This window comes from uncultured Tissierella sp., from assembly GCF_902479755.1.
GTDB classification, from domain to species: Bacteria; Bacillota; Clostridia; order Tissierellales; family Tissierellaceae; genus Tissierella; species Tissierella carlieri.
On sequence record NZ_CABSQO010000024.1, the window covers coordinates 1 to 14,398 of the forward strand.

Here is a 14,398-nt window from a genome sequence, read left to right on the forward strand (position 1 = left end):
ACATTGTACCATACAGAGGTTGGAGTCCTCAATTTTCATTTAAGTTTACAAAACGAACTTTATATAAAGGAGCTAAAATTATGAACTTGGTCTATAAAGGAAAAACTAAAGATGTTTATGAATTAGAAAATGGAAACTATTTATTAAAATTTAAGGATGATGTGACAGGAACAGATGGAGTATTTGATCCAGGAGCTAATACTGTAGGATTAAGTATAGAAGGAGCAGGTAAAGCAGGGCTTAGATTAACTAAATTCTTCTTCGAGAAATTAAATAATATGGGCATACCAACTCATTACGTAGATGCAGATATAGAAAATGCTACTATGACAGTATTACCTGCAAAGATGTTTGGTAAAGGAGTGGAAGTAATCTGTAGATATAGAGCAGTAGGTAGCTTTATGAGAAGATATGGAATGTACGCAACAGAGGGACAGCCACTGGACGCCTATGTAGAGGTTACTTTAAAGGATGATGATAGAAATGACCCTTTAATAACTGACGAGGGATTAGATATGTTAGGTATAATGACTAAAGAGGAGTATAAAATCTTAGCTGATTTAACTAAGAAGATTAGTCAGGTAGTCAAAGATGAGTTGGCTAAAAAGAACATGGAGTTATATGATATCAAATTTGAATTTGGTAGAGTTGGAGATGATAATCATATAGCCCTAATAGATGAAATATCTGGTGGAAATATGAGGGCTTATAAAGATGGAGAGTATATTGAACCATTAAAGCTAGAAGAATTAATGTTAAAATAATAAAATCCCTAGACAATTTTAATTGTCTAGGGATTTTATTATAGTTCATAGAAAAGTTCTCATAAATCATTCTTTTCAAATACGATTTAGACCTTCAAAAAAACTACCTTAATAATATTTTGATAGACTATTTTAAATCTAAAAACTATTATAATACGGTAAAGTGATATCGTTAACATAAAATTAAAAAATTTAGCATTATTACATATGATGTCTTAAAAGTAGTGTAAAACAAAAATAAAATTAGGGAAATATGTAAATTCGTCCGTATTAAAAAAAATAATTCTAGAATAATATTAGAGGAAGAGGTCGAATGCCATTTTTTGTTACTTTAAGATATATTATATTAGTTCATTTTAAGTTCATATATCTGATTTAATATTGATATATAAAATACCATGGAGGTGTGATATTAGAATGAAACAAAAAAACAAAGGAATTAAGTGGGTTTTAGGAATTGCAGTAATCGCAGCAATTGCAATACTTGTCTTATCAAAGATAAGAGCACCTAAACAGATTGCAGGAGATGAAGTAGAAGTAAAAGCAGGAGATATAAGGACATACTATAGCTTCTCAGGCAGCATAGAAGCGAAAAATAGACAAACCATATTTTCAGATCAAGCTATGCGGATAAAGGAGTTTAAAGTTAAAAAAGGAGATATAGTCAAAAAAGATGATGTGCTATATAGGACTAGTAACGGAGTAAATATAAAATCTGAGATAGATGGGGAAGTTCTTGATATTTTTGTTGAAGAAGATGAACAGCTGATGCCAGGAACTAAGATTGCTGAAATTGTGGACTACAAAGACTTACAGCTAAAAGTAAAGGTAGATGAGTATGACTTAAATGCTATAAAAAAAGACACAAAAGCAAATATAACTATTCATGCTCTAAATAAAGATTTCGAAGGAACTGTTACAGATGTGGCTAAGGAAGGCGTGTATATGAATGGAGTTACTTTCTTTAATACAACTATTTCAATTAAAAATGATGGAGATATTCGAGTAGGTATGAGTGCAGAAGCTAAAGTATTAAATGAAAGTGTAAATAATGCAGCTATACTTCCTATGACTGCAATAAGATTTAGAGATGATAATAGCTCATATGTAAGTATGAAAAAAGATGAAACTATGGAGAATGTAGATATTCAGCTAGGAATCACTGATGGAGTCAATGTAGAGGTCAAATCAGGTATAAATATTGGAGATAAAGTATTTATAGCTAAGAAAGTAACAAATGAATTTGGACCTCCGGGGGGAATTAGAGCAATGCGCTCAGGGGGCGATAATTAATGAATGAAATATTAAAAATAACAGATTTAGATAAGGCCTATTATTTAGGTGATGAGAAATTTTTAGCTCTTAACAAAGTAAGTTTCACGATAAAGAAAGGTGAATTTGTATCTGTTCTTGGTCCATCGGGATCTGGAAAATCAACGCTAATGAATATAATAGGCTGCTTAGATACACCTACTTCTGGCAGCTATATTTTAGCTGGACAGAAAGTCGCAAATTTAAGTGAAAAAGAATTAGCAAGGGTTAGAAATAAAGAAATAGGATTTATATTTCAGTCTTTTCAATTGCTTCCAAGATTGTCTACTCTCCAAAATGTAGAATTGCCTCTAATCTATGCTGGTGTTCCATCTGATGAGAGACGAAAAAGAGCAAAGAAAATCTTAGAAAGGGTAGGGCTGGGGGATAAGTTACCAAATCTGCCAACTCAACTTTCAGGAGGACAGCAACAGAGAGTTGCAATAGCTAGATCAGTTGTAACAGAGCCATCAATATTATTAGCTGATGAGCCTACTGGAGCATTAGATCAAAAAACAGGAGCACAGATAATGGAACTATTCAAAGAATTAAATGAAGAGGGAAGGACAATTGTAATGATTACTCATGATAAGCATATCGCCAGCTATGGCAATAGAATATTAAACATTATCGATGGAAGAATATCTGAAGGTGGTGAAAACAATGCTTAAAGACAGCATAAAGATGTCCTGGAGCAACATCATAAATAACAAAATGCGTTCCTTTTTAACTATTCTTGGGATAATAATTGGGGTTGCTTCCATCATAGCATTGATAACCATAGTTCAAGGAGCTACAAATGAGGTGACTAAACAAGTATCATCTTTAGTGCTGATAAAATAACTATACAAGCTATGGGGACACCTTTAAAGCAAGGACTTAATGAAAGAGATCTAGAATCATTAACAAAAATAGAAAATATTAAAGGGCTATCCCCTACAATAACAGGGAAAACTTCTATTGCAGGAAATGGTATTACAAAAACAGATATTACCGTGGAAGGAAAAAATGAGGTTCATTTCAAAACGAATAAAAAGCTTGTGAAAAATGGTAGAGAATTAAATATATTAGACATAGAGAATAGCAGCCAAGTTGCTATAATAGGAAGTGACATAAATAAGGAACTATTCCTAGGAAAAGAGCCAATAGGTGAAAGTATACTTATAAATGGTTTAACTTTTACTATAGTTGGAGTATTAGATACAGGTAGTGAGTTTGCTTTTTCTTCAACTAATGATGCGATTATCATTCCTTATACTACAGCTATGAAAACATTAGGTAATAGAAATATAACTAATGTAGACGTATATATGGCTGATAGTAATAAATCTGATATTATTATGAAGGATTTAAAACAAGTTTTAAATCAATCATTTAATTATAAAGATAACTCTTACTTTATATTCAATATGGAGGATATAATATCTACTATAGGAGATATTACTGGCATGATGTCACTTCTTCTTGCGGGCATTGCTTCAATATCTTTAGTTGTAGGAGGCATTGGAATAATGAATATGATGTTAGTATCTGTTACGGAGCGTACCTCCGAAATAGGTTTAAGAAAGGCTTTAGGTGCAGAGCCTAATAGTATCCAACTACAATTCATTATTGAAGCAATTTTCCTATCAGTTTTTGGTGGAATAATTGGTCTTATAGTGGGAATGTCTATAGCATATATTGCTTCTATTTATATAGGGTTTAGTTTAACAATTACGATGTCGACAGTAATACTAGCAGTGGGTTTCTCGGCAATAGTAGGTATAATATTTGGATTTATGCCGGCTAAACGTGCAAGTAAATTGAATCCTATAGATGCTTTAAGGAGCTTATAGATTATAAGGTGGTGTAACTATGACTAATATTCTTTTAGTCGACGATAATGAAAAGATAAGAAAACTAATAGAAATATATCTAAAGAAAGAAGGATTTCAAGTTTTCCATGGAGAGAATGGTGAAGAAGCTTTAGATATTCTTGATAATGTAAAAATAGATTTAATCATAGCTGATATAATGATGCCCAAAATGGACGGATATGAGTTAGTGAAAGAACTTAGGGAAGCTGAGTATGATCTGCCAATACTAATGGTAACTGCAAAGGATACTTATCCAGATAAAAAGATGGGATTTGAGTTAGGGGCAGATGATTATATGACAAAGCCAATAAATATGGATGAATTGGTATTAAGAGTCAAAGCTCTACTTCGTCGATCAAAAATTTCTGCAGATAAATATATAAGCATAGGAGATATTGTAATTGACTATGAAAGTCTAGAGGTAAGGACTCCAACAAAAACTATGATTCTACCAAAGAAGGAATTCTATCTGTTATATAAATTATTATCATATCCAAAGAAAATATTTACACGGCAAGAATTAATGGATGATATATGGGGATTTGATAGTGAAGCAGATGAAAGGACCGTAGATGTCCATATAAAAAGAATTAGAGAAAGGTTTAAGGATATTGAAGAATTTGAGATAGTAACCATTAGAGGATTAGGATACAAAGGGGTCCATAAATAATGAAAAAATCAATATATGTTCAATTGGTACTAATCTTTATAGGTGTTTTTATTATAAGCAATATAGTGTCCTCAATATTTATATCTCTAAGTATGGAACAGAATCTGAAGGCACAAGTAGAATCACAGCTTGTTCATACTGTGGAAAAAATAAAGGAAGTATATGAAAATGAAAAAATCTCGATTGAAGATTTAGAAAAACTTTTTCATGACATATATATTAATATAAAATTCATTGATGATGTAGAAAGATATGATTTGAATGAAGAAATGAAATCTGAATTAGAAAAGGAAAAGATCTTAGTATTTAATGGATATGGGCATAAAAAATTCTCTTTTTCTTTGCCAGTAGTCATAGCTAAAGCAGGGGACCATTATATAGTGGCTAAACCTAAGTTAAAAGATATAGGTTTTAATGCGAGAAGTTTCATAATGACTACAAATATAGTCTCTATTGCTATAGGGAGTATTATATTTTTATTTGTAGGAAAGATGATAGTAAAGCCCATTAGAAGATTGACTAAGGCAACAGAAAAGGTTGCAGCAGGTGATTTTAATATAAGCCTTGAGAGCCACAGAAAGGATGAAATAGACACCCTTATATCTAGCTTTAACACTATGGCAAAGAAGTTGAAATCCATAGAAATCCTTAGAAGTGATTTTATATCAAATATTTCTCACGAATTTAAGACCCCTTTAACATCTATACAGGGCTACACAAAACTTCTAAAGGATTGCAATGAGGTAGATAAAAACGAATATATAGATATAATCATTGAAGAAACTAAGAGGCTTTCTATGTTGGCTACAAATATATTGATGTTAAATAAGATTGAAGGTGAGAATGTATCTATTTACATGGAACAATTTTCAATGGACGAGCAAATAAGAAAGGCAATTCTTTTATTAGAGAATAAATGGTCTGATAAAGATATTCAGTTAGAAATAGATTTAGAGAGCGTTGAATATAAGGGAAATCAAAATTTAATGTATCAAGTTTGGATAAATTTAATTGATAATGCTATTAAATTTTCTCCCAATGGTGAAAACATTGAAATTAAATTATATAAGAAACATGGAAAAATTATATTTTCTATCATGGATAATGGAACAGGAATATCTAAAGAAGACCAGGATAGAGTTTTTGAAAAATTTTACAAGGCTGATAAATCAAGGAATACAGAAGGGAATGGTCTTGGTCTTTCTATTGTTAAAAGAATACTCGATATTCATCAAGGAGAAATATCACTAGATAATAGCTTGAAAAAGGGAACAAAGATAATAGTAAAGTTATAGATATAGAGAAGAATAGAGGTAGAAGATTAAGAACTGAGTTATTAATAACTCAGTTTTCAATTGTATTTCGAGTGCCTAAATATTATAATAGAATAAAGACTAATTGGGGAGTGACAATAGAGATGAATATAAGTTATTTAGGAAAGTATATAAAAAAATATAAAAAGCAATTTCTAATAGCTCTTACATTTATAATCCTTGAAACCACAGGAGACTTAATTCAACCTACTATTATGTCAAAGATAATCGATAATGGCGTAAAAAGAGGAGATATGAACTATGTTTTTAAATTAGGAGGATTGATGTTTTTCATGACTGCCTTAGGAGCTACTTTTGCGGTCATTAGAAATATTGTTTCCTCCAAGGTAAGTCAAAGTTTCGGAGCCGATCTTCGAGAGGACTTATATATTAAAATACAAGGATTTTCCTTTGATAATATAGATGGTTTTCAAGATGCTTCTTTAATTACTAGACTTACTAATGATGTAAATCAGATACAAAACTTTTCCCATGGTATGATGAGAATATTCGTAAAGGCTCCAGTTCTTGGAATAGGTTCTGTGATAATGGCATTTTTATTGAATCCTAAAATGGCTCTTATATTATTGGGAGTTGTTCCAATTGTTGTTACTATTATTTCATTAAATTTAAAGGTATCCTACCCAATATTTACCAAAATCCAAAAATCCTTGGATAGAGTCAATGGAGTGATGAGAGAATATCTAGCTGGGATTAGAGTCGTGAAGGCATTTAATAGATTTGAATATGAAAAAATTCGTTTTAGAAAGGTAAATGATGATTTGAAAGATATTACTCTCAAAGGTATGAGAGTAGTTGCAGTATTTAATCCTGTTGTGACTTTAGTGGTTAATATAGGAATTGTTCTAGTTCTATGGTTTGGAGGTCTGAGGGTAAATAGTGGACAAATGGAAGTTGGAAAGATAATGGCCTTTGTAAATTATATGACTCAAGTCCTATTTTCCCTTATAATGATGACAAGGATATTGAATATATTTATCAGGGCTAGAGCTTCTGCTGAGAGAATAGGAGAGGTATTTGAAGCAGAGAATACTATAACTGTTAAAGAAAATCCCATTATATTTAATAATGTAAAGGGAAGATTGGAATTTGAAAATGTATATTTTAAATATTATAGCTCTAGTAGATATGTATTAGAGGACATAAACTTTTTTATAAATCCAGGAGAAACTTTGGCAATTATTGGTTCAACTGGTTCAGGTAAATCTACTTTAATTAACTTGATACCAAGATTTTATGATGTAGATAAAGGAAAGATAAAAATTGATGGTATGGACGTAAAGGATATAGATATCTCCGATTTACGAGAGAAAGTTGGCATAGTTCCCCAAAAAGTTCTATTATTTACAGGTACCATAAAAGATAATATTAGATGGGGAGATGAAAATGCAACAATTGAAGATATAGAAAAGGTTGCAAAAATAGCTAATGCTCATGATTTTATTCTCTCCTTCAATGAAGGATATAATACTTACTTAGGGCAAGGTGGAGTAAATCTATCAGGAGGACAAAAGCAGAGAATATCAATAGCCAGAGCTCTTATAAAAAAGCCAAGTATATTGATTTTAGATGATAGTACATCAGCAGTAGATTTAATTACTGAGAGGAAGATAAGGCAAGGATTGAAGGAGTATCTAAAGGATACTACTACCATATTAATTGCTCAGAGAATAACATCTGTAATGGATGCAGATAAAATTCTTGTACTGGATAGAGGAAAGATAGTTGGTCAAGGAGCACATCAAGAACTTATGAGAAATTGTGAAGTATATAAAGATATTTATTATTCTCAATTAGGAAAGGGGGCAGAAGATTTTGGATCCTAGACAGAGAAGAACAGGCCCCGCAGGCATTGCAGGCCCTGCTAGAGTGTCTGCAGAAAAGGCAAAAGATATAAGTCATACCTTGAGTAGATTATGGAGTTTTTTCAAAGTGGAAAAGAAGGAGCTTTTTATAACTTTTTTATTAATACTTGCTTCTGGACTATTAGGTATATCTGTTCCTTTCTTAATAGGGAAGGCTATAGATGCTATATTTCCGGGAAAGTCCTTAGTAGAATTTGAAAACTTAAGATTTATTATATTGATATTATTATCTGTATATATACTGGATAATGTCCTTACATTCTTGCAAGAATATATTGTTGCAGGGATAGCCCAAAGAATTGTATATAATTTAAGGGAAAAATTATTTGAAAAGCTTCAGTCCTTGCCCATTATGTTCTTCGATATCCATACTCATGGGGAGATTATGAGCAGATTAACTAATGATATTGACAATGTAAGTACTACTATATCTCAAACAACGGTGCAGCTTATGGTATCAGTAGTGAATATAATAGGTTCTTTAGTCATGATGATCTATTTAAGTCCCCTTATGACTATGGCTAGCTTAATAACTGTACCCATGGTATATTTTATGACTAAAGTGATTGCTAGTAAAACAAAGCTATTATTTAGAGAGCAACAAAAAACATTGGGTAGATTAAATGGGCATATTGAAGAATCAATAGCAGGGATTCACGTAGTAAAAGCCTTCAACAATGAAGAGAAAGTAATAGATGAATTTAAAGAACAAAATGATATTTTAAGAGATGTAGGAGTAAAGGCACAGATTTGGTCGGGATATATTATGCCCCTTATGAATGTAATAAATAATTTTGGATTTGGAGTTATAGCTATATTTGGAGGAGCATTAGCTGTAAAAGGAACTATTTCTGTAGGGGTTATAGCTAGTTTTATTTCTTATTCAAAGCAATTTACAAGACCATTAAATGAATTAGCAAATACATTTAATACATTACAATCAGGTATAGCAGGAGCTGAAAGAGTTTTTGAAATACTAGATGAAGAGGAAGAAAGGGAAGATTCTCCTAATGCAATAGTGGGAAAAGAAATAAGAGGAGAAGTAGAATTTAAAAATGTTACATTTGAATATGAAAAGAACGAACCAGTTTTAAAAAATATATCTTTCCAAGTAGAGCCTGGAACCAATATCGCATTAGTGGGACCTACCGGTGCAGGAAAGACTACCATAGTCAATCTTTTAACTGGATTTTACGATATAGATAAAGGTGAGATATTAATAGATGGAGTGAATATTAAAGATTATCAAAAGGATACTTTAAGAAGAATATTCGGTATGGTGCTGCAAGATACTTATCTATTCTCGGGAACTATAAAGGAAAATATAAAATACGGGAAATTAGATGCTACAGATGAGGAGATAGAAAAGGCAGCGATACTCGCAAGAATTGATGATTTTATAAATAAACTGCCAAGTGGATATGAGACATATCTAAATGAAGGAGGAACCAATTTAAGCCAAGGACAAAGACAGCTATTGGCTATATCAAGGGCAATATTATCTAATCCTTCTATACTGATACTGGACGAAGCAACATCCTCTGTAGATACTAGAACAGAATTAAAAATTCAAGAGGCAATGGTAAAACTAATGGAGAATAGAACAACTTTTATTATTGCTCATAGACTTTCTACAATTAAAGATGCAGATATAATTATGGTAATAGACCATGGAGAGATAGTTGAAAAAGGTAGTCATGAAGAACTGCTAGAAAGAAAAGGATATTACTATAATTTATATCAAAGCCAATTTGCCAACGAGAGTATTTAATAAAACAATCTTATAAAGTTGTAAGAAGGAGTATGTTATTTAACATACTCCTTTATTTTACATTATTATGGATATTCATAAGTAATAGGCTAAATGCAACGAAAAATGATATTAAATCAATAAGAAATATAGTTGGTGTATCTTTCATAGAGATAATGAGTGCTGCAAAGATGGATATAAAAATCGAAAGAATAGAGATTTATATACTTGGATCACAAGTGTAATTCACAGATAAACTTTATGTCACATAGAAAAATAATTTAACATATATTGTTATTAAGATTGTAACAAATTGATTTTGTTTAGCTTTCAATCTCAATATAATCTTATGTCATGATAAAATAAGAGAGAGGGAGTATCTAATTATGTATTTTGAAGAAAATACGACTTTAAACAATCAATCGTCCTGCCATGAAAATATGGATATAGAATCAAGTTCCTATGTTATACCAAGGTCTTATAATAATTATCGTTCGAATCGTTCCAATATATATAGAAAACCTTGTCCGTGTAATAATTGGTTTTGGGCATGTTTACCGTGTACTTGTTGCCATTCAGGACCAACAGGTCCACAAGGGTCACAAGGGCCAGAAGGACCGCAGGGGCCACAAGGGTCACAAGGGCCAGAAGGACCGCAAGGACCAGCAGGACCACAAGGGCCAGTAGGACCACAGGGACCGCAGGGGGCACAAGGGCCAGCAGGACCACAGGGACCAGAAGGACCACAGGGGTCAGTAGGACCACAGGGACCAGTAGGACCACAAGGGCCAGAAGGGACACAGGGGCCAGTAGGACCACAGGGACCAGTGGGTCCACAGGGACCAATAGGGCCGCAGGGACCAACAGGACCAGCAGGATTGTCAGGAGGAATAATGGAGGCCTTAGTGAGCAGTTCAACAAGTCCTCAAATAATAATATCAGATGGAGACCCAATATTATTTAATTTTGAGTATTATTCAAATAATATTTCGTATAATTCTGCAACAGGTGAATTCACACTTTCTCCTAATAGAACATATTTAATAAACTGGTCCATTGCAATTGATGGAGTAGATGGAATCCAAACCCCTGTTTTTGCCCTTGAGATAGATGGATCGGAATATGGAGCTTTTGTAAGTCCAATAGTAACTGGAATTATTTCATCTTCGGCAATAATTGAAGTAGGTGCTGCTCCTTCTACCCTAAGGATTGTTAATTTCACTGGTGCCAGTGTCGGACTCTCAATAACAGGACCTCAGGCCAATATTACAATTACTGCATTTGATAATCCAATGCCGTAGATTTTACTCAATATAAGAAGCCTTCACTAACTTAATAGTGGAGGTTTTTTAAATTATGCCTGACATAAGAGTAAACTAGCAGTGATAGGATTCTAAGAGGTCCAATTTTAAATTAAAGTCCAAGACTATTTGAATTCATATTATTTCGAAAAACGCTTGATACAAGGTATATAATAATCAAGAATTAAAACTTTCTGCCCATTATTTTTATGGACTCCAAAACCTTCGTCAATATAGACCTCACATAAAAAATAATTTTTCTAATCAATAATATATCCATTTTCATTAATTCCTTTTTTCTATTTTTTATTTTAGAATTTGACTTAATTGAGTTTTAAGCAGATTGCCGAAATCTCTAATTTCGTGCAAGTTGCTTATACAGTGGCTAAAAAAGGATTCTTTAGAAGCATTTTTTATATAAACTTTATAAATTCTTTATAATTGGATGGTAGATTATATATAGAATTTATAAGGAGGAATTAAAATGACTTTAGAAAAAACTAAAAAAGGACTTACAGGATTTGAAATTAAATTTTTAGCTCTTATATTTATGTTACTTGATCATATTCATTATTTTTTTGAATTTACAGGTAAAGTTCCAGTTATATTTTCGTGGATTGGGAGATTGGCAGCAGGATTGTTTTTGTTTACAATGGTGGAAGGTTATACTCATACGTCGAATAAGAAAAAATACTTTACAAGAATATATTTAATGTCTGTCTTTATGGGAATTGTAAAATATTTAATTCAGATTTTTCCTCAGCTGCAAAGAGGGGATGGATTCTATCCTGCTAATGGTATATTTTCAACCTTTGTAATTTTAATTATTATGTTTATAGGAATAGACTGCATAAGAGAGAAAAAGTTGTTCAAAGGTATTGGCTTAATCTTATTACCATTTATAATAAGCTATAGTTTTTATTTCTTGCCAAAAGCAATGATGCCATATGCTTATTTACTAGTATCTACTCTTATTCCTTCTCCATTATTAGTTGAAGGAGGATTACATTTAATTATAGCGGGCATTATACTATATATATTTAGAGAAAACAGAAAACTGCAAGGTATATCTTATGGAATATTTGTATTAGCTTGGATGTTAGGTTTACCTCTAGCTTATATTAGACCCATTAGCTTAAAGCTTATGTTTACTGATTATTATGAGTGGATGAGTGCTTTTGCATTAATTTTTATATTTTTATATAATGGAGAAAAAGGCAAATCTATGAAGCATTTATTTTATATATTTTATCCTGCACATATATATATATTGTATACTCTGTCTTTCTTATTATATAAATTTATATATTAAAATTGGAGGCAATCATGGAAACAATTCTTATTATCGATGACGAACCAGATATTGTTATGGTAATAAAAGACGTATTGGAAAGTAATGGCTATAATGTATTAACTGCATATAATGGATTTGATGGAATTGAATTATCTAAAAAGAAGCCCGATTTAATAATCCTAGATATTATGATGCCTGATATAGATGGCTTTAACGTATGTAATGCAATTCGTGACAATGTGATTTGTCCCATTTTATTTTTATCCGCAAAAGATTCAGAAGCTGACAAAATAAAGGGTTTAGCTATCGGTGGAGATGATTATATAACAAAGCCTTTTAGTCTAAAAGAGCTGGTTATAAGAGTTAAGGCTCACCTAAGACGAGAAAAAAGATATGTGAATAAAGGACTTGAAAATTGTTTACAATTTAAAAACTTAAAGATAGATATAAAGGGAATGACTGTAAAAATTAATGATGAAGACTTAAATCTTACTAAAAAAGAGTTTGAAATAGTAGAACTCCTAGCTCTTTATCCAGGACAAGTTTTTTCAAAAGAACAAATATATGAAAGAGTCTGGGGATTTGATGGCATGGGATGCACCTCTACTGTTACAGAACATATCAAAAAGATTAGATCTAAAATCTCGGCTATTGAAGAAGATAATCAATATATAGCTACCGTTTGGGGTATTGGCTATAAATGGGATGTAAAATCATGAAAGATAAGAGTTTGAAATATCAATTTATAGTAGCTTTTATAAAGATAATTGTTTTAAGTCTTATCCTATCTATAATAAGCTTTATAATATGGTTTAAAACCTTTGATTATATTCAATACCCAGCTAATTATTACGAAAATCAATTGTCTAGGATTATTTATGAGATTAACGAAAAATATGAAGCTGTTTTAGATAAAAAATTTGAGGGCGAAATGAATAGAATCGTACCAAGTGAAGGAATATTATATCAAGTTTTAGATAATGAGGGGAATTTAATATATGGAAGTATTAAAAATTCTTTAGTCAAAAATAAAAGAAAACTATATGAAAATTTAAATTCTGTTTTAAGATTGGGAAATAATAACTTTGCTAAAGTTGTACCTATTTTTAATAAGGATAATGATATTAAAGGTGCAATTATATTAAAATACCAGCTTAGGAGCACTCCAAAGATAAATAATTATTTACTATATAAATTGAATAATTTGATGATATTTATTCCCTTTTTATATATAGTGGTTTTTACAATATTTTACTCCAAAAAATTGGCTAAAAATCTAGTAAAACCTATTAATCTATTGATGGAAGGATCAGAAAAAATTAAGAATAAGGACTTAGATTTCTCTATAGATTATAAAGAAAATAATGAACTTGGAAGACTTTGTGATGCTTTTGAAGATATGAGGATTAATCTTAAAGATTCTTTAATAAAACAATGGGATTTAGAGGAGAAGAGACAAGAGAGTATAGCAAATATTGCTCATGATTTAAAAACTCCCCTTACTATTATAAATACCTATTCAGAAGCATTAATAGATGGTGCCATTGAGGGAGATAAGTTTAAGGATTATATAGAAGTAATTAAAAGAAATAATGAAAGGGCTTTAGCCTTATTAGAGGATATGAATAAAATATCTAATATTGAAAATCCCAATTTTACTTTACAACCTATAGAGATTAATATTATAGAATTTTTAGAGTTAAAGGAAAAGGATTACAACCTATTATGCCAAGAAAAAGGAGTTTACTTTAAAGTAGATATTATAGATCTAAGAGAAAAAAGATTTATAGATAAATTTGATATTAAATCAATAGAGCAAGTATTAGATAATATTATGTCCAATAGCATTAGATATACAGAGAAGGGTGAGTCTATAAAGCTAAATATCTTATGTAAAGATGATAAAATAAAATTTTCCATCATGGATACTGGAAAAGGTTTTAGTAATGAAGATTTAAAAAATATTTTCAATAAATTTTATAGGGGAGATAAATCTCGTTCATTTACAACGGGACATTCTGGCTTAGGTATGTATATAGCCAAGACTATAGTAGAAAAACATGGTGGAAATATTAAAGCTGAGAATAATAACCCAAAGGGAGGAATTATTGAATTTGATATAAAGCCAATGCAATAATTACACCTATATCCTTATGAGGATATAGGTGTAATTATGATAATAGATCATGGGAGAATAGTGAAAAAAGGCAGTCGTGAGAAATTATTGAATAGAAAAGTATATATTGCTTATAT

Annotated in this window: 14 protein-coding genes; all 14 read left to right on the forward strand. The window is 31.1% G+C overall.

Going from position 1 to position 14,398, the window contains the following annotated elements; translation table 11 throughout:
- A partial coding sequence (locus tag RDK80_RS13000) for a phosphoribosylaminoimidazolesuccinocarboxamide synthase (RefSeq protein ID WP_374041672.1) occupies positions 1-764 on the forward strand: 764 nt, incomplete at its 5' end.
- Positions 765-1,181: 417 nt separating this feature from the next.
- A complete protein-coding gene (locus RDK80_RS13005; RefSeq protein WP_308524508.1) occupies positions 1,182-2,057 on the forward strand; it encodes an HlyD family efflux transporter periplasmic adaptor subunit in 876 nt (291 codons plus the stop codon).
- Entirely contained in the window at positions 2,057-2,746 is a 690-nt protein-coding gene (locus RDK80_RS13010; RefSeq protein WP_094901777.1) for an ABC transporter ATP-binding protein, read from the forward strand. The genes RDK80_RS13005 and RDK80_RS13010 overlap by 1 nt, the downstream gene beginning before the upstream one ends.
- Complete coding sequence (locus RDK80_RS13015) at positions 2,739-2,918, forward strand: ABC transporter permease (protein WP_308524509.1); 180 nt, start codon at positions 2,739-2,741, stop codon at positions 2,916-2,918. Before RDK80_RS13010 ends, RDK80_RS13015 begins: the two co-directional genes overlap by 8 nt.
- A gap of 11 nt (positions 2,919-2,929) precedes the next feature.
- The gene (locus RDK80_RS13020) at positions 2,930-3,910 is read left to right on the forward strand and encodes an ABC transporter permease (RefSeq protein ID WP_308524510.1); all 981 of its coding nucleotides are present in this window, start codon (positions 2,930-2,932) and stop codon (positions 3,908-3,910) included.
- Between the two features lie 19 nt (positions 3,911-3,929).
- Positions 3,930-4,601: a response regulator transcription factor gene (locus RDK80_RS13025; RefSeq protein WP_308524511.1), complete on the forward strand. Its 672-nt coding sequence runs from the start codon at positions 3,930-3,932 to the stop codon at positions 4,599-4,601.
- On the forward strand, positions 4,601-5,896 hold the full coding sequence (locus RDK80_RS13030; protein WP_308524512.1) for a HAMP domain-containing sensor histidine kinase: 1,296 nt from the start codon (positions 4,601-4,603) through the stop codon (positions 5,894-5,896). Before RDK80_RS13025 ends, RDK80_RS13030 begins: the two co-directional genes overlap by 1 nt.
- A gap of 122 nt (positions 5,897-6,018) precedes the next feature.
- Entirely contained in the window at positions 6,019-7,761 is a 1,743-nt protein-coding gene (locus tag RDK80_RS13035; RefSeq protein ID WP_308524513.1) for an ABC transporter ATP-binding protein, read from the forward strand.
- Positions 7,751-9,571, forward strand: coding sequence for an ABC transporter ATP-binding protein (locus RDK80_RS13040; RefSeq protein WP_308524514.1), 1,821 nt, complete (start codon positions 7,751-7,753; stop codon positions 9,569-9,571). Before RDK80_RS13035 ends, RDK80_RS13040 begins: the two co-directional genes overlap by 11 nt.
- A gap of 32 nt (positions 9,572-9,603) precedes the next feature.
- Positions 9,604-9,795 carry a hypothetical protein gene (locus tag RDK80_RS13045; RefSeq protein ID WP_216556341.1) on the forward strand — a complete coding sequence of 64 codons (192 nt, stop codon included), beginning with the start codon at positions 9,604-9,606 and terminating at the stop codon, positions 9,793-9,795.
- 141 nt (positions 9,796-9,936) lie between these two features.
- Positions 9,937-10,851 (forward strand): hypothetical protein, encoded by a 915-nt coding sequence (locus RDK80_RS13050; protein ID WP_216556339.1) that lies wholly within the window; start codon positions 9,937-9,939, stop codon positions 10,849-10,851.
- A gap of 484 nt (positions 10,852-11,335) precedes the next feature.
- Positions 11,336-12,163, forward strand: a complete 828-nt coding sequence (locus RDK80_RS13055; protein ID WP_216556337.1) for a TraX family protein — start codon at positions 11,336-11,338, stop codon at positions 12,161-12,163.
- A 14-nt stretch (positions 12,164-12,177) separates the two neighbouring features.
- A complete protein-coding gene (locus RDK80_RS13060; RefSeq protein WP_216556335.1) occupies positions 12,178-12,864 on the forward strand; it encodes a response regulator transcription factor in 687 nt (228 codons plus the stop codon).
- The gene (locus tag RDK80_RS13065) at positions 12,861-14,282 is read left to right on the forward strand and encodes a HAMP domain-containing sensor histidine kinase (RefSeq protein ID WP_308524515.1); all 1,422 of its coding nucleotides are present in this window, start codon (positions 12,861-12,863) and stop codon (positions 14,280-14,282) included. The genes RDK80_RS13060 and RDK80_RS13065 overlap by 4 nt, the downstream gene beginning before the upstream one ends.
- Positions 14,283-14,398 lie beyond the last annotated feature (116 nt).